Genomic DNA, 19,037 nt, shown 5'->3' with positions numbered 1-19,037 from the left:
TCACATGGAGTGGTTCCACCTCTCTAGTGAGATACAGCCATATGTCCTGATCTATCGCAACGACCTGCGCGAACGGATCATGGAGCGGTGGGGAGCGACGGCGAGGAACCGGATTCCGCTGCCGGATGGTGCGCCGTCGCTCTCGCCCACCTGTCCGCCGAGCGCCCCGAGGCCGCGCTGGAGGCCGCGCGGCGAGCCGTCGCCCTCGAGCCCGCCGACGAGTGGCCGCACCGCCTGGCCAGCCTCGCCCTCGAACGGCTCGGCGGCGACACCGAGGCCGTACGGGAGGCGGAGCGCGCCGTGCGGCTGGCGCCAGGCTCGTGGCAGGCGCGGCTGCGGCTCGGCGCCGCCCTGCGCCGCGTCCCCGGGCGCTGGCGCGAGGCCGCCGACAGCGCCGCGGCGGCGGCCCGGTTCGCCCCGGAGGCGCCCGAACCCCATGCCATGGCCGGCGACCTGGCGCTGCTGCGCGGCGAGCATCGACGCGCGGCGGCCGCCTACCTGGCCGCGCTGCGCAGGAACGGCGCGCACGCCCCCGCCCGCGTGAACCACGGGCTGGCCCTCCTGCGCTGGGACCCGCCGCGCGCCCACCACGACCCCGCCTGGACCATCGACCCGCGCGAGACCGGCCGGGCCAGGCGCGCCCTCGAGGTCTGGTCGCGCCAGGCCCGCCTGCTGTCCGCCGTCGCCACCGCCGCCTCGGGCCTGCTGGTGGTCACCGGTCCGGTCCCTGCCGCGCCGCTGGGACTGGTCGGCATCATCGCCCTCGTCCTGGTGGGCGCGGCGAGCGTCCGCCAGGCCCGCAGGGTGCGGATCTGGTCCGTCGTCCCCGTCATGCTCGGCCGCGACCGGTGGTTCGGCCTGTCGGTGGCGACGGCGGGCATCACCGTCCTCGCCTACGCCGCCTCCCTGCTCGTGCCCCTCGCCGACCCGCTCTGGGCGGGGCTGGCGGGAATCGTGCTGCTCAACGCGCCCGTGCTGGCCGTCCTGCGCGTGCTGTCGGAGGCCTGGCGCGGCAGGCCGGTGCTCGCCCTGGCCCAGATGTCGGCCGCCTACGGCGAGCGCGCCGCGCGCCGGGACGTCGCCGTCGCGCTCTGGATCGTGCTGGTCAGATCCTGGTCCGCGCTGGCGGCGCTGGCGGCGGCCGCCATGGTGGCCCAACCCGCGGCGGGGCTGGCCGCGCTCGCCCTGCCGTACCTGCTGGCACGGGTCAGGCGGCGCGGAGGGCTGGCCGGTCTGGCCGCCTCGGGCGCCGACAGGTGGCTGGTGGCGGCGGTCGCGCTCACGCTGACCGCCGCGCTGGCCTGTGCGGCCGGGGGAGCGGCGAGCCTGGTGACCGTGCTCGTGCCTGGCGGCGAGCAGGTGGGCGCGTGGGCATGGCGCCTGGTGCTCGGCGCGCTGGCCGCGGCGGCCGCGGTGTTCGGGCTGCGCGCGGCACGCGCCTGGTGGCGCGGCGCGCCGGGCCCGTGGCGGGCCGCCCTGATCATGGCGGAGCCGGTCATGGAGGGGGCGGGCCCGCCGGTGCGGCTCACCCCGGAGACGATGAAGGCCGTCACGTCCTCCCGTGAGATCGTGCTGGCCTGCGCCGACCCCCTCGGCCCCCGCGCGCTGGCCGTCGGCGCCGTCACCTCCGTCACCGCCTCGGGCGAGCTGCGGCTGATCGCCGGAGCCGAGGCGTGGGAGGCGGTCGAGCGCGACCCGCGCGTCGCCCTGTTCGCCGCCGACGCGGCGCACCGCCGCCTCTGGGCGGAGATCCGCGGCGTCGCCCTGCCCGACCCCGAATCGGACGTGCTGCGCGTGACGCCCCAGCAGGTCCTCGTGGGCGAGTTCCCCGGACGGCACCAGCGCCGGTAGCGGCACTCCGAATCGCCGCGTCCACGCGCGCCGTATAGCGCGGCGGCGACGTCTGTGCGGTATAACCGGGGTCGAACCGGGGAGGCGTGATGCGGGACTCCGACAGGACTCGCTCTGCGGGGCGGGCCGCGGCGCGAGATCTGTTTGAACAGGTACGGCTGCGCTATTTCCGCCTCCCGCCCGCCATACGCAGGGTGATGCACGTCGGCGTCCTGGTCGGCGCGGTCGGTCTGGCGGCCGCCATGGGCTGGGACCTGTTCAAGACCTTCCTCGTCACGCTCGTCCTGCTCGGTTTCGTCGCGCTCACCCTGCGCTTCCCCCGCGCCGCCGCCACCGCGCTCGTGCTGCTGGGATGGGCCTGCCTGCTGCCGGTGTTCGTGATGCTGTTCCCCGCGCCGTCCATGGCGCCCACCCTTCTCATGGTGCTCGCGCTGCCCGTCGCGGCCGGCGCGCACCTGATCCGCTGGGTGCCGCCCTGGGTGACGGCGCTGATGGCGCTGCTTCCCGCGGGCGCGCTGGCCGCCGCGCTGTCTCCCGTCTCCGACGGCATCGCGGTCTGGGCGTCGTACGGCGCGGCCGCCGCCGTCCTCGTGCACCGCTTCGTCCTGGCCCGCAAGGCCCGCGCCGACCTGGTGGCGGAGGAGCCCGTCCGGGTCAGGGCGCGCGAGGCTCAGCCGGGCCATCCGCAGCACGCCGACAGGGCCGCGCCGCCGCCGCCGATCTCGGTGGAGGACGCGCTGGCCGAACTGGAGGGCATGGTCGGCCTGGCCCCGGTGAAGGAGCAGGTCCGCTCCATCGCCGCCTCCATCGAGGCCTCCAGGCTGCGCGCCGAGGCCGGATATCCCGCCGACCGGCCGACCAGGCACTTCGTCTTCGTCGGGCCGCCGGGCACGGGCAAGACCAGCGTCGCCCGCTCGGTCGCCAAGATCTTCTACGCGTTCGGCCTCCTCGAGACGCCCTACGTGGTCGAGGCGCAGCGGGCCGACCTGGTGGGGGAGTTCCTCGGCGCGACGGCGATCAAGACCAACGAGCTGGTCGACCGGGCGCTGGGCGGGGTGCTGTTCATCGACGAGGCCTACAGCCTCATCAACTCCTCGGAGGGGCAGCCCGACAGGTTCGGCGCGGAAGCCGTACAGACCCTGCTGAAGCGGGCCGAGGACGACCGCGGGCACCTGATCATCATCCTGGCGGGCTACGAGCAGGAGATGACCTCCTTCCTGGCCTCCAACCCGGGGCTGTCGTCGCGGTTCGCCACCAGGGTCCGCTTTCCCAGCTACTCGCCCGCCGAGCTGCTGGAGATCACCGACCTGCTGCAGAAGCGGCGCGGCGACCGGCTGGCCGCCGAGGCCAGGCCCGCGCTGCTCGGCCTGTTCGAGGACGTCCAGCGCCGCGGCCTGGTCGACGAGCTCGGCAACGCGCGCTTCGTGCGCAGCCTGGTCGAGGCCGCCGCGCAGGCCCGCGACGTGCGCGTGGTCGGGGCGGGCGGCACGCCGAGCACCGAGGACCTCACGACCACGACGGTCGCCGACGTCACCAAGGCCTTCAACGAGCTGACCGCCCGCTTCCGCGGCTACACCGCCACGCCCACGCTGGAGGAGGCGCTGGCCGACCTCGACCGCATGGCCGGCCTCGAACCCGTCAAGCGGCAGGTCCACGCCATCGCCGCCCAGCTCCAGGTGTCCCGCATGCGGCAGGAGCGGGGGCTGCCCACGCCGCCGCAGATGCGGCACTTCGTCTTCGTCGGCCCGCCCGGCACAGGCAAGACCACCGTCGCGCGCGTCATCGGCCGCATCTTCGCCGCGCTCGGCCTGCTGGCCCGGCCCGACGTGGTCGAGGCGCAGCGCGCCGACCTGGTCGGCCAGCACCTCGGCGCGACGGCGATCAAGACCAACGAGCTGGTCGACCGGGCCCTGGGCGGGGTGCTGTTCGTCGACGAGGCCTACGGCCTGGTCAACCCCGGCTACGCGGGCGGCGACGCCTTCGGCGCGGAGGCCGTCCAGACGCTGCTCAAGCGGGCCGAGGACGACCGCGACAGGCTGGTCGTCGTCCTGGCCGGTTACGAGCGGGAGATGGACCGCTTCCTGGCCACCAACCCCGGCCTGGCCAGCCGCTTCAACCAGAAGGTCGCCTTCCCCAGCTACTCGCCGCGCGAGCTGTCCGAGATCGCCGTGCTGCTGGCCGAGCGCTCGGGCGACCACTTCGACGAAGCGGCCCGCACCGACCTGGACGAGGTCTTCACCTGGGTCTGCGGCGAGCGCCTCATCGACGGCCTGGGCAACGGCCGCTTCGCCCGTTCCCTGTTCGAGCGGGCCGCCATGCGCCGCGACGTACGGCTGGCCGCGCTGGGCCAGGCCGCCAGCGAGTCGGAGCTGACCACCATCACCAGCGACGACGTGCGCGCCGCCGTCGACGAGCTCGCGGGACGCTGACCTCCTCCATATCGATCGCAGGGTGTATCTGTTTGGCTACGATCGGTGATGATGGCGGGGCTCATGTCTCGGGCCCCCGCGTCCATCTGGTCAGCCGGTCTGGGGCGGGAACGTTCCAGGCGGCGTATCGCGCCGCCGGGACGGCCCTCCCGCCTCCGGTGCCGCCCGCCACCACGCCGCCGCGCCCGAGGCGATCCAGGAGGAACAGTGAGAACATCCCGGCTCGTCGCGCTCATGGCCGTGGCAGGTGCGGTGGCCCTGGCGGCCTGCTCGGGTGGCGAACCGGCCGCCGGAGGGCCACCAGGGCACAGGGCGGCCGCGGTCAAGGCCTTCGACATCAACCCCGTCGACCGCGCCCGCGTCAAGGACGGCGGCACGCTGCACTGGGGGATCGGCCAGTACCCGGCCCAGTGGAACGTCCACCACGTCGACGGCGGCCTCATCGACGCCAAGAACGTCGTCGACGCCCTCATGCCCATCCCTTTCCGCAGCGACGAGAAGGCGGTCGTCAGCGCCAACCCCGACTACCTCCTCGGCGGCGAGGTCACCGCCACCGCCCCCCGGCAGGTCGTCACGCTGACCCTCAACCCCAAGGCCCACTGGTCCGACGGCAGGGCCATCACCTGGCAGGACTACCAGGCCCAGTGGAAGGCGATGAACGGCGCCGCCGACGGCTTCCGCGCCGGCTCGACCACCGGCTACCGCGACATCGCGTCCGTCGCCAGGGGCAAGGACGACTTCGAGGTCGTCATCACCTTCGCCAACCGCTTCGGCGACTGGCAGTCGCTGTTCACCCCGCTCTATCCGAGGTCCACCAACGGCTCGGCGGAGACCTTCAACCGCGGGTGGGTGAACCGCATCCCGGTCACCGCGGGGCCGTTCAGGTTCCAGGCTCTCGACAGGACCGCCAAGACCGTCACCCTCGTGCGCGACCCGGCGTGGTGGGGCGAGCGCGCCAAGCTCGACCGGATCGTCTTCCGCGCCATGGACGCCGACGCGCTGGTCGGCGCCTTCGCCAACGGCGAGATCGACACCTTCGACATCGGCCCGTCCGCCCCCGGCTACGCCCGGTCGAAGGCCACCCGGGGCGCCGTCGTACGGCGGGCCGCCGGTCCCGACTTCCGCCACATCACGATGAACGGCCAGAGCGCCGTGCTCGCCGACGCCGGCGTGCGCCAGGCCATCGCCATGGCGATCAACCGCCGCGCGATCGCCGAGTCGGACCTGCGGGGCCTCGACTGGCCGGTCACGCTGCTGGACAACCACTTCCTCATGAACACCCACGAGGGCTACGAGGGCGGCGCGGGACGGGTGGGCGACCACGACCCGGAGCGGGCCAGGGCGGCCCTCGACGCGGCGGGGTGGAAGCTCAAGGGGCAGACACGCGTCAAGGACGGCAAGGAGCTGAACCTGCGCTTCGTCATGCCGGCGGGCTCGCAGCTGACCAAGTCGGAGGGCGAGCTGGTGCAGCACATGCTGATCCGGCTGGGGGTGAAGGTGACGCTGCAGGCGGTGCCGGCCGACGACTATTTCCCGAAATACATCATTCCCGGCAATTACGACATAACGGCTTTTTCATATCTCGGGACGCCGTATCCGGTTTCCAGCGGGTACGGCACGTACGCCGACGCGACGACCGACGCCAAGGGCGCCCGGCAGTGGAACGCGAACGTGGCCCGCATCGGATCACCCGAGATCGACCTGGCCATGCAGCGGGCCACGGAGGAACTGGACGCCGGCAAGGCCCGCCAGGCCACCATCCTGGCCGACCGGCTGATCTGGGACGAGGTCAACGTCCTGCCCCTCTACCAGCGGCCGCAGATCGTGGCGACGAAGGCGGCGCTCGCCAACATGGGGGCGCGGGGGTTCTACGACCTGAGATACCAGGACATCGGCTTCACCTCCTGACTTGCCGCGCCTGGCGCCCCGCCCTTCCCGGGGCGGGCGTCCGGCGGCATGCCGTACCGGCCGGCGGTTGTGTCGGTGGCGCCGTGTAGAAGTGGATCCGTGAAACTGACCTGGCCCCAAGTCCTCTCCTGGCGACTGCGCCGCCAGTTCGTCGCCGCCGCCGACGGCCCCGGCGCGGTGGAGATCGCCCGCAGGCTCTGCGGCCTGCAGAACCAGGTCGCCTCCTCCACCCGGCAGGCCGTCGCCGTCCGCAGCGCCACCCCCGACCCCGGGCAGCTCGATCGTGCCCTCTGGCAGGACCGCACCCTGGTCAAGACCTGGATCATGCGCGGCACCCTCCACCTCGTCCCCGCCGAGGACCTGCCCGACTACTGCGCGGCCCTCAGCACCCTGCGCTTCTGGGAGAAGGGGTCGTGGCAGCGCGGCCACGGCGTCACCCCGGCGGAGACCGAGGCGATCATCGACGCCGTCCCCCGGGTCCTCGGCGGCGCCCCCCTGACCCGCGACGAACTGGTCGAGGCCGTCGTCGACCGCACCGGCGACGACCACCTCCGCGAGGCCCTGACCTCGGGCTGGGGCGTGCTCCTCAAACCGCTGGCCCGCCTCGGCGAGCTCTGCTACGGCCCGCCGCGCGAGGGCAGGGTGACGTTCACCGCCCCGCGCGCGTGGCTGCCGTCATGGCCCGCCGCGCTGCCCTCCTTCGAGGAGGCGGGCGTACGGCTGGCGCGCGCGTTCCTCGCCGCCCACGGCCCCGCCTCGCCGGAGGCCTTCGACACCTGGCTGTTCGGCGGCGTGGCCAGGAAGGGCGTGCTCAAGGGCTGGTTCCGCGACCTGGCCCCCGAGCTCACCGAGGTCGACGTGGAGGGCACTCCGCTGCTGGCCCTCACCGAGCACCTCGACGACCTGGCGGCCACCGAGCCTTCGCAGGCCGTGCACCTGTTGCCCGGTTTCGATCAGTACATCCTGGGCGCGCCCCGATCCCTGGAGCCGCTCATCCCCGCCGGCGTCAAGTCCAAGGTGAGCCGGGCGGCGGGGTGGATCTCGCCGGTCGTCATCTACCAGGGCCGCGTGGCGGGCGTCTGGGAGAGCAAGGACGGCGAGCCGGTTCTCGAGCTCTTCGAACCGGTCCCCGAGCAGCCGCTCGCCGCGGCCGTCGCCAGGCTGCGGGCCGCCACCGCGCAGGATCCCGGCGCCTGACGAACCGGGAGGCGACCAGCCGTCGGGGAAGAGGGCGGCGCGCCGAAGGGGCCCTGGTCCGCGGCCCCGGCCGGGTCAGCGCCGCACGAGCCTGAAGGTGAGCGCGTCGCCGGGACGGGCCTGGGCGGCGACCGGCAGATCGGCGTCCAGCACGACGCCGATCACCGGGTACCCGCCGGTCGGCGGATGGTCGGCCAGGAAGACGATCGGCTGCCCGCTCGGCGGCACCTGTATCGCCCCCGTCACCACGCCCTCGCTCGGCAGCTCGCCCCGGCGGGCCCACTCCAGGACGGTGCCGCGCAGCCGTACGCCGACCCGGTTGCTGTCCTGGGTGACCTCGTAGGGCCGGGCGCACAGCCCGGCCAGCGCGCCGGGCGCGAACCAGTCGTCGCGCGGCCCGGCCAGCACGCGCAGCACCGGCGGCGGCAGCGCCCCCGCGGACGCGTGGTCGGCGCGGATCGGCGCGAGCGCGCCGGTGGCGCCCACGGGCAGCCGCGTGCCCGCCCGGAGCGGCTCGGGCCCGAGCCCCGACAGCGAGTCGGTCGAGCGGCTGCCGAGCACGGGCTCCACGTCGATGCCGCCGCGCACGGCCACGTACGTCCGCAGCCCCGCGGCGGGCGCGCCGACCCGCAGCTCGGCGCCCGGCGGCAGCCAGAAGGGCACCGCCATCCCGTGCGCCCCCGTCCCTGAGACCACCGTCAGCGGGCAGGCCGCCCCTGTCACCGCGATCCACGCGCCGCTCAGGAAGCGGAGCCTGGCGCCGCCGAAGGTCAGCTCCAGGCCCGCGCTGCCCTCGGGGTTGCCGACCAGGCGGTTGGCCAGGCGCAGGCCGGCGGCGTCGGCGGCCCCGGAGCGGGGCACGCCCAGGTGCGCGTAGCCGGGCCGGCCCAGGTCCTGCACCGTGGCGTAAGGCCCGGGGGCGAGCACCTCGATCATGTCGCCTCGAAGCGTACCCGGGTGCCGGGCGGCAGCAGCGACGGCGGGTCGGCGCGGACGTCCCACACCCGCAGCGACGTGCGGCCGAGCAGCCGCCACCCGCCGGGCGAGGCCGTGGGGTAGACCGCCGCGTAGGGACCGGCGATCGCCACCGAGCCCGCGGGCACCGACGTGCGCGGCGTGGTCAGGCGGGGCACGTGCAGCACGGGGTCCAGCCCCGTCAGATAGGCGAAGCCCGGCGCGAAGCCCAGCCAGCCGGCCACCAGCTCGGTGCCCGTGTGCCTGGCGATCACCTCGGGCACGGTCAGGCCCGTCTCGGCGGCGACCGACGGCAGGTCCGCCCCGTCATAGACGACGGGAATCGTCACCACCTTCTCGGACAGCGCCGGGGAATCGCCGCCGGCAGAGGCGAGCTCGGCCAGTTCGGACAGCCGGGCGCGCAGCCGCGACTGGTCGCCGCCCCTGGCCACCACCAACACCGTCTCGGGCCCCGGCACGATCTCCTCGACCTCGGCCGGCCGTTCGGCGCGCAGCAGCGCGTTCAGCCGGTGGGAGGCCGCCAGCGACCCCGTCTCCACCAGCAGTCCGTGCTCTCCGGCGGGCCTGACCAGGCTCATGCGAAGGACTGGATGGCCACCCCGGCCTCCAGGAGGCCGTCCCGTACGGCACGCGCCAGCCGTACCGCGTCGGGGGTGTCGCCGTGGACGCACACCGACCGCGCCTTGACCGACACCTCCGAGCCGTCGATCGCGGTCACCGTGCCGTCCACGGCCATGCGCACCGCCCGCGCCGCCACCTCGCCGGGGTCGTGGATCACCGCGCCCTCCTCGCGGCGCGAGACCAGCGTGCCCGCCGGCGTGTAGGCGCGGTCGGCGAACGCCTCGGTGACCGTGGGGACCCCCGCCTCGGCCGCCGCCGTGTGGACCACCGAACCGGGCAGGGTCAGCACGGGCAGGCCGGCGTCGTAGTCGAGCACCGCGTCGACCAGCGCGGCGGCCTGCACGGGGTCACGCACGACCCGGTTGTAGAGGGCGCCGTGCGGCTTGACGTAGGCGACCCGGCCGCCCATCGCCCGAGCGATCCCGTCGACGGCGGCCAGTTGATACAGCACCTCGGCGCACAGCTCCTCCGGCTCGACGTCCATCTCCCTGCGCCCGAAACCGGCCAGGTCACGGTAGGACACCTGCGCCCCGATGGTCACCCCCCTGTCGACGGCCGCGGCGCAGGTGCGCCTGATCGTCACGGGGTCGCCCGCGTGGAAGCCGCAGGCGACGTTGGCCGAGGTGACGATGTCGAGCAGGGCGAGATCGTCACCGAGCCGCCAGATGCCGAAGCCCTCTCCGAGGTCAGCGTTGAGGTCGATCACCATAGGTCATGACGCTACAGGCCGTCGGGGATGTCCGCGATGTCATCCAGCGCGGACGCGAGCTCCTCGGGGTCGGCGCCGATGCGCTCGACGATCTCGATGAGGACGTGGAGCACCTCGTGCCGGTCGTGGCCCAGGTCGAGCAGCCGCTGCGCCGCCTCCCACAGCTGCGGCGGATCGCCCTCCCACAGCCGCGTGGCGATCTCCTCGTGCCAGGCCAGGTGCTGCTCGTCGATCTCGCCGACGTGGTCGATCTCCAGCAGGATGCGCCGGTCGGCCTCGTCGGCGGGGTTGAGCGTGTCGAGGTCGATGTCGCCGTGCCTGCCCTGCAGGATCGGGAACGCGAACACCCGCCTGGCCAGCGCCGACAGGTCGCCGTCCGGCAGCAGCCGCTCCATCAGCGCCATGTCGAGCCCGAAGGAGGCCGGATCGCGGTAGGCGTCGGGGAAGCGGGCGGTGGCCTCCCACACCCCGTCGAGCGTGGCCGCGATCCCCTGCTCGGGCAGCCCGGTACGGCGGGCGGCGAACCGCACCCACGCCGCCAGCACGTGCGGCATCGCCTCCTGCTCGGCGTGGCTGAGCATGACCTTGCGCGGCAGCCAGTCGAGCAGGAACGTCTCGCACTTGGTGGGGCTGACCCGCAGCGGGCGGTCGAAGTCCTGCTCGCAGCCGTAGTCGATGATGTGGTCGGCACAGCGTGAGGCGGCCGACGGGTCGGACAGGTGCTCGGCCGCGTCGGAGGCCAGGAACTCGGCGGCCAGCATCGCCCTGCGTTCCCTGCTGTAGGGCGCCTCGCTGTGCAGCGGGGCGGGCCGCCTGCGTCCCGGCGGCAGCGCCTTCAGCCTGGACCTGGCGAAGGCGTGGTAGGCGCTGTAGCTGTCGCTGACCGGCGGCGGGTTCTTCGGCTCGCGGGTGGCCCGCATCGCCGACTCCAGCAGTGCCCTGGCCTGCTGCGGCTCGACCTCCTCGAACAGCAGCATCGGGTTGGCCTCCGCCTCCGCCCGGGCCTCGTCGAGCAGCTTGTCGACGTGGGTGGAGACCCACGCGTCGCGGGCCATGCCCGACATGTTGTAGTCGACGACCATCACGAGCGCGTGGCGGTCCTGCGGGTGGGCGGCCGCGGCGTGGGCGCCCTCGGTCCGCTCCTCGCTCCACCGGTAGCCGAAGGTGCAGATCACGGTGTCCTGGTCGCCGTAGGCGTCGCGCGAGACGTAGCACCCGGTCGGCTTCACCGCGCCGACCCTGTCGGCCCATCCCGGCCTGGCCACCCCCGACTCCATCATCGCCAGCGCCGCGCCCTCGGCCTTGGCGCCCTGGCGGGCCGTGCCCAGGTAGGCCAGGCAGATCAGCAGCGTCAGCGACGCGGGCGTGCCCGCCTTGGCCGCGTAGTCGACCAGCCCCTCGCCCAGGACCTGCTCGACGTCGCCCCCGCGCACCCTGCGGCCCCACCAGGCGCCGACCATGTCGGAGACCATGAGTTCGGCGTCGAGGGGACTGCGGACGGCCAGCAGCTCGCGGGCCGCCTGCACCATCTCGGCGAACACGTCGTCAGGCGGAGTGCTCTCCCTTGGGTCTCGTCGGTGTCGGCGCACGCCCTCCACTCTCTCGCATTCCAGGCGGAAACGGTGCGTTTACCAATGAGAAACCGTGCTTGACCGGCCGTCGCCGTCCGCCAGACGAAAGCAGGCCGGGTCTTGATGTTATCGGGGCGGGCGCGGCGGCGGCGCGGAGTTGACGATGGCGAGCAGGTGCTCGCGGGCTATCCGCTCGACGATGTCGGGCGTGGCCTCGATGCCGAGGTGCTCGACGCAGGCGAGAGCGTCGGCGACGCAGCGGTCGACGGTCTCGATGGGCACGGTCAGGAATTCGGCGGCCAGGCGCAGGCTCACCGGTTCCCGTATGAGTCGAGTGGCCAGTGCGAGCATAGGAGTGAGATTCCTCTGGAGCCACGGGGCAAAACCCCAAGAACGGTCAAGCTGGGGAGTGCGTTCCCATTCCACCGGTTCTCGGGCAGCTGTCAACCCTCTGTGGCGCCTGTGTTCGCTTCTTGGAAGTTCCTTTCATGCGAAGCTGGTTCCATGCGCATCCAGCTCGCCCAGCGGACGGAGGCCGACGAGCTGCTCGGCCGCAGTCCGCTCGCCCTGCTCGTCGGCATGCTGCTCGATCAGCAGATCCCGATGGAGTGGGCCTTCTCCGGCCCCTACACGATCTCGCAGAGATTGGGCCACGAGCTGACGGCCGAGGAGGTGGCGGCCTATGATCCAGAGGCGTTCGCGGCGGTGCTCGCCGAGAAGCCGGCCGTCCACCGCTACCCCAAGTCCATGGCCGAACGGGTGCAGCGGCTGGCCGCCTACCTCGTCGAGCACTACGACGGCAGGCCCGAGCTGCTGTGGGCGGACGTCAGCGACGGCAAGGAGCTTCTCAGGCGGCTGCAGGACCTGCCCGGGTACGGCAAGCAGAAGGCCCAGATCTTCCTGGCCCTGCTGGGCAAGCAGCTCGGCGTCCAGCCCGACGGCTGGCGCGAGGCCGCGGGACTCTACGGTGAGGAGGGGTCGTTCCGCTCCGTGGCCGACGTCGTCGACGGCGAGAGCCTGGAGAAGGTGCGGGCCACCAAACAGGAGGCCAAGAAGGCGGCCAAGGGCAAGTAGCCTGATCTTGCTGCGCACAGTGGAGCGACTTTGACAGGATGCGTTGACCGTATGGCGGCCGGGGCTTCCGTCCGTGCATGCCCATCGCCGATGATGTACAGCAGAATCCGGTCGCCCGGAGCTGCGCTACACCGATACACAGTTATGGAGATGTGCCGCGTGGGAGACCCTGGCACGCGACGGAGGTGCCGACCATGAGCGCCGAGACCTCCGTGCCCCGTCCCCGGGAGTCGGGTGTGGACATCTCAGACTCCGGCCTGTTCAAGGGCCTGATGTCCGAGGCGGAGTTCGCCTTCGCCTTCTTCGACCCCGAGGGGCGCTTCGACCGGGTCAACGAGGTGTTCAGCGATGTCGTCGGCGTGCCCGCGGACCGGTTGCCGGGCCGTACACCCGCCGAGACCCTCACCGCCGACCTCAGCCGGCTGATCACCCACGCCGTGCAGGGCGTGGTGGAGAGCGACGCTCCGGTCGCCGAGGGCCGCGTGCGGGTGCGCTCGGGTGAGGGCGACACCAGGCACTGGTCGCTGTCGTTCTCGCCGGTCCACGACGAGCAGGGTGAGCTGCGCGCCGTCGCGCTCATCGGCGCCGACGTCACCGAGAGCCGCCAGACCGAGGAGGACCTGCGGCGCAGCGAGGAGCGCTACCGCTCCCTCGTCGAGGCGCAGTCGCAGCTGGTGTGGATCACCTCGCCCACGGGCGCGGTGGTCGAGGACGCGCCGCAGTGGCGCGCCATCACCGGCCAGGGGCTGGAGGAGTACCTGGCGCACGGCTGGCTGGAGGCCGTCCATCCCGACGAGCGCCAGCACACCGAGGAGGTGTGGAAGGAGGCGCTGCGCGGCCGCACCATGTTCGAGTGGAACTACCGCGTCCGCACGAGAGCCAGCGGCTACCGCCACTTCGAGGTGCGGGCCGTGCCGATCATCCGGCACGGCCGCGTCGTGGAGTGGGTGGGCGCCAACACCGACGTCACGCCGCAGCGCGAGGCCGAGGAGATGCGCGGCAGGCTGACCGACCAGCTCGGCGCCGCCGCGCTGCGCACGGCCAGGCTGCAGGGCGCCACGGCGATGCTGGCCGAGGCGCTGACGGTCGAGCAGGTGGTGCAGGTCATCATCGACGTCGGCCGTACGGCACTGGCCGCCGACCGCTCGGCGGTGGCGCTGCTCGACCTCGACAGGGCCGTGCTCAAGCTGGTCAACGGCGGCGGCGTGCCCGAGGTGCCGGGCGCCACCGGCGAGGACGTGCCGCTGTCGCACTCCAGCGTCCTGACCATGGCCGTCAACAGCAGGCGCCCGGTCTTCGCCGAATCGCCCGAGAGCCTCAAGGCCCAGCTGCTGGACGCCGGAGGCGACGAGGACGTCCTGACGGCCTTCCTGGCCCACAGCGACGAGCGGGCCTGGGTCGGACTGCCCCTGCTGGCCGCCGGGCGCGCCCTGGGCGCGCTGCGCTTCTCCTTCACCAGGCCGCAGAAGATCTCCCAGGAGGACGGCGTCTTCCTCGAGGCGCTGGCCGGCCAGTGCGCGCTGGCGGTCGAGCGGGCCACGCTGTTCGAGCGCGAGCACCGCACCGCCGAGACGCTGCAGCGCAGCCTCCTGCCCGACCGGCTGCCGGTGGTCAAGGGCCTGGTGCTGGCCCAGCGGTTCCGTTCCGGCAGCCGCCACGTGCAGGTCGGCGGCGACTGGTACGACGCGTTCGTGCTGCAGGACGGCAGGGTCGCCGCGGTCGTCGGCGACGTCATGGGCAAGGGCGTCAAGGCCGCGGCGGGCATGGGCCGCATCCGCAACGCGATGCGTGCCCTGGCGCTGACCAACCCGCCGCCCGCGGCCGTGCTGACGGGGCTCGACAGGGTCTTCGACGCCACCGAGGAGGAGGAGCAGGTCACCACGCTGGCCTACATGGTCGTGGAGCCCGGCACCGGCGAGGGCACGCTGGCGCTGGCCGGCCACCCGCCACCCGTGCTCATCTCGCCGCAGGGCAGCGCCATCCTGTGCGACGCCGAGCCCGGCACGCCGCTCGGCTGGCCCACCTCGCGCCGGCAGTTCCGGTTCGTGGTGCCGCCGGGGCACACCGCCGTGCTCTACTCCGACGGCATGGTGGAGAACCGCAAGCGCGGGCTGGACGCGGGACTCGCGGAGCTTTGCTCGGTTGTGACCGAAGCGCCACACGAAGTCGTAAACAATCCGCACATGCTGCTTGATTTCCTTGTAGATCGCATGTTGTCCGGCTACGAACAGGACGATGACGTCACGGCGCTCGCGATTCACGTTCCCGCAGCCACGAAGAGTGACTGAATGAAACAGTCATAAGGGTTGCTTTCGGGTATCAGTGCACCGCTTCCGTACGCACTACTGTTCCGGTCGGCCTAGGGTGGAGGTCAACCGCCGGGAGGTGGCCGTATGGAGTGCCGGGTCGTGCCAGAATGCTGGATGGTCCGTTTGCGCTCCGCACGGCCGCACCGATCTCCTAGAGAGGCATAGCCCCCCAGCGGGCATCTGGGTCCATTGTCGCCACGCGTTCGTTCGAGAGGTGTTCGTGTCGCCTGCAAGTTCGACTCGCTCGAAGCCATCAGAGCTGAACGAGCCCGTCATTCAGCGACTGCTCGAGCGTGGGCGCTCGCAGGGGTTCCTCGAGTCCGAGGATGTCCGTCAGGCCTTCGAGGAGGCGGACATCCCCATGTCGCAAGCCGCGGGGGTCCTGCGGACGCTCAGCAAAGAGGGCGTCGTCGTCCGGCTGACCGCCGCTGACTCGGCGGCTCCGAAGAAGTCTCGTGGTCCAGCAAAGCGCCGTACCGCTGCCCCCGTCAAGACGAGAACCGCAGCGGCCGCAAAGGAGCAGCAGCCGGAGACCGTGACCGCGGTCGTCGCCGCTGAGGCAGCCTCCGCAGAGCGGCCCGCCGCGAAGAAGGCCGAGCCCGCCAAGAAGGCCGCCCCTGCGGCCCGCAAGGCGGCAGCGCCTGCCAAGAAGGAAGGCAAGGCCGAGGCGCCCGCCAACGGGCCCGCACCGACCAAGCCGAAGGCGCCCGAGGGCGTCGACGAGGACGACATCGACCTCGAGGGCGACGTCGAGCTCGAGGACCTCGAAGACCTGGAGGTCGACGAGGTCGAGGTCGAGGTCGAAGTCGAGGCCGACGAGGAGCCCGACGAGGAGCCCAAGCCCGAGACCGTCGCCACCAGCGACGACGAGGTGCTGATCCTCTCCGACGACGACGATGACGCCCCCGTGGCGCAGGTCGCCGCCGCCGGCGCCACCGCCGACCCCGTCAAGGACTACCTCAAGCAGATCGGCAAGGTCCCCCTGCTCAACGCCGAGCAGGAGGTCGAGCTGGCCAAGCGCATCGAGGCGGGCCTGTTCGCCGAGGAGCAGCTCGGCGGCGGCGAGGTCGACCAGCTGCCCGTCGACGTCAGGGCCGAGCTCGAGTGGATCGCCGAGGACGGCCGCAGGGCCAAGAACCATCTCCTGGAGGCCAACCTCCGGCTGGTGGTCTCGCTGGCCAAGCGCTACACCGGGCGCGGCATGCTGTTCCTGGACCTGATCCAGGAGGGCAACCTGGGCCTGATCCGCGCGGTGGAGAAGTTCGACTACACCAAGGGTTACAAGTTCTCCACCTACGCCACGTGGTGGATCCGCCAGGCGATCACCCGCGCCATGGCCGACCAGGCGCGGACCATCCGCATCCCGGTCCACATGGTCGAAGTGATCAACAAGCTGGCCAGGGTCCAGCGGCAGATGCTGCAGGACCTCGGCCGCGAGCCCACGCCCGAGGAACTGGCCCGCGAGCTGGACATGACGCCCGAGAAGGTCGTCGAGGTCCAGAAGTACGGCCGCGAGCCCATCTCGCTGCACACCCCCCTCGGTGAGGAGGGCGACAGCGAGTTCGGTGACCTCATCGAGGACTCCGAGGCCATCGTCCCGGCCGACGCCGTCAGCTTCACGCTGCTGCAGGAGCAACTCCACTCCGTTCTCGACACGCTGTCGGAGCGGGAGGCGGGCGTCGTGTCGATGCGGTTCGGCCTCACCGACGGGCAGCCGAAGACGCTGGACGAGATCGGCAAGGTCTACGGGGTGACGCGCGAGCGCATCCGGCAGATCGAGTCGAAGACGATGTCCAAGCTTCGTCACCCGTCGCGTTCACAGGTTCTGCGCGACTACCTGGATTAGGTGTCGCGCGAGAAGGGGGTACGGTCCTTGCGGGCCGTACCCCCTTCCGCTTGTCCGGCGAAGTCTGTCAGGTGACGTCCACGTCGATCCGGCCGGGGGAGAGCCGCACGGCGTAACCCAGGTCGGTCAGCACCTTGGCCAGCTCGTCGGGCGTCGCCGGGTCGGCGGCGCTCTCCAGCAGCCGCCGGGCGATCTCGCCGCGGGTCGCCTTGGCCATGTGGCTGACGACCTTGCCGTCCCGCAGCACCCGCACCGCGACCCCGCGCGCCCCCGCCTTCCACGCGCCCGCGTACGTGGCCGAGCGCATGTCGACGGCCAGCCCGTCCAGCCGGTCCAGCTCCTTGCTCACCAGCGGCCGCCAGAACGTCGCGAGGGCGCCCATCGGCGGCAGGCTGACCCCCATGGACAGCCGGTACGGCGGCACGCGGTCGGTGATCCGCAGCACGCCCCACAGGCCCGAGAAGATCACCACAGCCCGCTCCGCCCTGGCCCTGGCCTCGGCGTCCAGCGTGGCCAGACCGAGATTGTCGTAGAGGACGCCGGTGTAGAGCTCGGCGGCCGGCAGCGTGGCCGCCGTCTTCAGCGCCAGGTTCTTGTCCAGCTCGGCGGCCTGGCCCTGGCTGAGGCCCAGCACGTCGAGGGCGTCGCGGCGCTTGGCGGCCTTGATGAGGGCGTTCGTCACACGGGTGCGCGGCCTGGCGAGGCTGGGGAAGGACAGGTCGCCGACGGCGGGACCGGTGCCGTGGGCGGCCTTGCCCTCGGACGGCGGGAGCAGAATGAGCACGGGTACGGGTTTACCACCTGGGCGGCTGACGTGCGACGTCACGCCCAGAGGGGAGTCTGCCGGAGACTGCCGGGACGTTGGACGCCGGCTGAGTCTGCCGGAACCGATTTCGCGCGGGCTGGAGCCGAATTGGAGCCGGTTGAACCTGCCGGAGTCGGCTGGGGCTGCTTGGAGCCGGCCGGAGCCGGTTGGGTCTGCCGGAGTCGGTTGGGGCCGCTTCGAGCCGGCCGGAGCCGGTTGGGTCTGCCGGAGTCGGTTGGGGCCGCTTCGAGCCGGCCGGAGCCGGTTTGGCGCGGGCTCGAGCCGGGTCGGAGGGCTGAGCCTGCCGGAGTCGGCTGAGGCCGCTTGGAGCCGGCCGGTGCCGACTTGGTGGAGCGGGCTGGAGTCGGTTGGAGTCGGCCCGAGTCGGCTGGAGTGGGTCTGCTGGAGAGGCGTGTCCGGGCGGGAGGGCGGCGGTGACCGCGGCGGGGCCGGGCGCGCGTGCCGTACCGGACGGGCGCCGCTAGGCTGCCGGGATGGATCTCGACCTGCTGATGGACCGGGCGTGGCCCGCGCTCGAGCGCGTCGAGCTGGACGGCTGGACCCTCCGCCACGCCGAAGGGGTGACCAAGCGGGCCAACTCGGTGCTGGTGACGGGCATGCCCGCCGACCTCGGCGGTGCCCTCGAGACCGCGGAGGCCTTCTACGCCGGCCGCGGCCTGCCCGCCGTCTTCTCGATCGGTTCGCGGGCGACGGATCTCGACGCCGTGCTGGAGGAACGCGGCTACCGCGTGGTCGACCCCGTGCACAGCATGGTCGCCCGCACGCCGCTCGGCGCTCCCGCCCACGAGGTGCGCGTCGAGAGCGCCCCGTGGCAGGGCTGGCTGGAGTCGTGGTGGGCGGTCGACGGCCGCTACGGCGACGGGCTGGAGGCGGCCGCGAAGATCTGCGCGGGCGTGCCCGCCTGGTACGCGGCGGTGGAGGAGGACGGCGTGGCGCTGGCCGTCGGCCGCGGCGTGCCGCAGGGCGACACGCTGGGCGTCTACTGCATGGCGACGCTTCCGCGGGCCCGCCGCCGTGGGCTGGCGCGCAGCGTGCTCAGGGCGCTGGTACGGCACGCGGGGTCGGCTTCGGCCTACCTGGTGGTCACGGCCGCCAACGAGGCGGCGTCGGCGTTCTACCGCGGCGAGGGGTTCGAGATCCACGGCGGCTACCACTACCGGGTCCGGTGAGGCACACGTTCCGGGTCCGGTGAGGCACACGGCAAGACGCCGGCAGGACACCGGCCGCTCGGCAGGTCGCGCCGTAGGAGCCGGCCGTTCGGTGGGGTGCCGGAGGGGGTGGCGTGTGGGCGTCGGCGCCTTCGGTCACGGCGGTGGCCTGACGGGCGAGCCGTGAGGAGCGGGGCGCTTGCCAGGGGGCGGATGCCGGTCTCTTGTCGCGGGCGCAGTCACCCGTGAGAAGGCGCAGGCGACGGACCCGGAACACCGGGCCGCCGCCTGCGCTTCATGCCGTATGTGGTTATGTCAGCAGACGAAATGCCGGTCAGCGTTCGTCGGGAGATGCGGATGTGGGGGTTGCGCTGAGCCGAGCCGACTCGTCCAGGATTTCGGCGCCCTTCTCACGCAACACGGCCACGTGCTGACGCCCGTGGTGGGCGCAGAACAGCAGCTCCCCGCCGACAGGCAGGGTCGCGCGAATGTAGGCCTGGGCGCCGCAACGGTCGCAACGGTCGAGGGCCGTCAGCGGCTTAACGGGGGCGAGAGCTCCAGTCACGTATCGCC

At 72.7% G+C, this 19,037-nt stretch carries 15 protein-coding genes; 8 read left to right on the top strand and 7 right to left on the bottom strand.

The genetic code is table 11. The features are described from left to right. Positions 1–87: 87 nt before the first annotated feature. The 4 genes from ACWENQ_RS14340 to ACWENQ_RS14325 all read left to right on the top strand — a co-directional run bounded on the left by ACWENQ_RS14340 (position 88) and on the right by ACWENQ_RS14325 (position 7,385). Positions 88–1,851 carry a hypothetical protein gene (locus tag ACWENQ_RS14340; protein WP_452414443.1) on the top strand — a complete coding sequence of 588 codons (1,764 nt, stop codon included), beginning with the start codon at positions 88–90 and terminating at the stop codon, positions 1,849–1,851. A 197-nt stretch (positions 1,852–2,048) separates the two neighbouring features. Next, positions 2,049–4,280, top strand: a complete 2,232-nt coding sequence (locus ACWENQ_RS14335; RefSeq protein WP_452414441.1) for an AAA family ATPase — start codon at positions 2,049–2,051, stop codon at positions 4,278–4,280. A 207-nt stretch (positions 4,281–4,487) separates the two neighbouring features. Continuing rightward, entirely contained in the window at positions 4,488–6,188 is a 1,701-nt protein-coding gene (locus ACWENQ_RS14330; RefSeq protein ID WP_452414440.1) for an ABC transporter family substrate-binding protein, read from the top strand. A gap of 99 nt (positions 6,189–6,287) precedes the next feature. After that, positions 6,288–7,385 carry a winged helix DNA-binding domain-containing protein gene (locus ACWENQ_RS14325; protein WP_452414439.1) on the top strand — a complete coding sequence of 366 codons (1,098 nt, stop codon included), beginning with the start codon at positions 6,288–6,290 and terminating at the stop codon, positions 7,383–7,385. Positions 7,386–7,460: 75 nt separating this feature from the next. Here ACWENQ_RS14325 and ACWENQ_RS14320 read toward each other — a convergent pair whose 3' ends face one another. The 5 genes from ACWENQ_RS14320 to ACWENQ_RS14300 form a co-directional block, all read right to left on the bottom strand. Beyond that, positions 7,461–8,321, bottom strand: a complete 861-nt coding sequence (locus tag ACWENQ_RS14320) for a 5-oxoprolinase subunit C family protein (protein WP_452414438.1) — start codon at positions 8,319–8,321, stop codon at positions 7,461–7,463. Continuing rightward, a complete protein-coding gene (locus tag ACWENQ_RS14315) occupies positions 8,318–8,938 on the bottom strand; it encodes a 5-oxoprolinase subunit B family protein (RefSeq protein ID WP_452414437.1) in 621 nt (206 codons plus the stop codon). The genes ACWENQ_RS14320 and ACWENQ_RS14315 overlap by 4 nt, the downstream gene beginning before the upstream one ends. Then, positions 8,935–9,690 (bottom strand): LamB/YcsF family protein, encoded by a 756-nt coding sequence (locus tag ACWENQ_RS14310; RefSeq protein WP_354905105.1) that lies wholly within the window; start codon positions 9,688–9,690, stop codon positions 8,935–8,937. Before ACWENQ_RS14310 ends, ACWENQ_RS14315 begins: the two co-directional genes overlap by 4 nt. 11 nt (positions 9,691–9,701) lie before the next feature. Then, positions 9,702–11,219, bottom strand: a complete 1,518-nt coding sequence (locus ACWENQ_RS14305) for a hypothetical protein (protein ID WP_354905238.1) — start codon at positions 11,217–11,219, stop codon at positions 9,702–9,704. Between the two features lie 168 nt (positions 11,220–11,387). Continuing rightward, a complete protein-coding gene (locus ACWENQ_RS14300) occupies positions 11,388–11,576 on the bottom strand; it encodes a hypothetical protein (RefSeq protein ID WP_354905103.1) in 189 nt (62 codons plus the stop codon). A 189-nt stretch (positions 11,577–11,765) separates the two neighbouring features. Between ACWENQ_RS14300 and ACWENQ_RS14295 the strand changes: the two genes are divergently transcribed. From ACWENQ_RS14295 to ACWENQ_RS14285, 3 genes are all read left to right on the top strand, one after another. Next, the gene (locus ACWENQ_RS14295; RefSeq protein WP_449927891.1) at positions 11,766–12,335 is read left to right on the top strand and encodes an HhH-GPD-type base excision DNA repair protein; all 570 of its coding nucleotides are present in this window, start codon (positions 11,766–11,768) and stop codon (positions 12,333–12,335) included. Between the two features lie 194 nt (positions 12,336–12,529). Continuing rightward, the gene (locus ACWENQ_RS14290) at positions 12,530–14,623 is read left to right on the top strand and encodes a SpoIIE family protein phosphatase (protein ID WP_354905099.1); all 2,094 of its coding nucleotides are present in this window, start codon (positions 12,530–12,532) and stop codon (positions 14,621–14,623) included. A gap of 241 nt (positions 14,624–14,864) precedes the next feature. Continuing rightward, positions 14,865–16,490 carry an RNA polymerase sigma factor gene (locus ACWENQ_RS14285; RefSeq protein WP_449927893.1) on the top strand — a complete coding sequence of 542 codons (1,626 nt, stop codon included), beginning with the start codon at positions 14,865–14,867 and terminating at the stop codon, positions 16,488–16,490. 67 nt (positions 16,491–16,557) lie between these two features. Here the strand turns inward: ACWENQ_RS14285 and ACWENQ_RS14280 are convergent, their stop codons facing one another. Next, positions 16,558–17,274 carry a YaaA family protein gene (locus ACWENQ_RS14280; protein ID WP_452414435.1) on the bottom strand — a complete coding sequence of 239 codons (717 nt, stop codon included), beginning with the start codon at positions 17,272–17,274 and terminating at the stop codon, positions 16,558–16,560. Between the two features lie 515 nt (positions 17,275–17,789). Between ACWENQ_RS14280 and ACWENQ_RS14275 the strand changes: the two genes are divergently transcribed. After that, the gene (locus tag ACWENQ_RS14275) at positions 17,790–18,485 is read left to right on the top strand and encodes a GNAT family N-acetyltransferase (RefSeq protein WP_452414434.1); all 696 of its coding nucleotides are present in this window, start codon (positions 17,790–17,792) and stop codon (positions 18,483–18,485) included. Between the two features lie 313 nt (positions 18,486–18,798). Here ACWENQ_RS14275 and ACWENQ_RS14270 read toward each other — a convergent pair whose 3' ends face one another. Next, positions 18,799–19,029, bottom strand: a complete 231-nt coding sequence (locus ACWENQ_RS14270; RefSeq protein WP_354905090.1) for a DUF7455 domain-containing protein — start codon at positions 19,027–19,029, stop codon at positions 18,799–18,801. Between the last annotated feature and the right edge of the window lie 8 nt (positions 19,030–19,037).

The sequence above is a fragment of the Nonomuraea sp. NPDC004354 genome, assembly GCF_053602555.1.
This window is presented reverse-complemented; position numbering and strand designations above follow the sequence as displayed.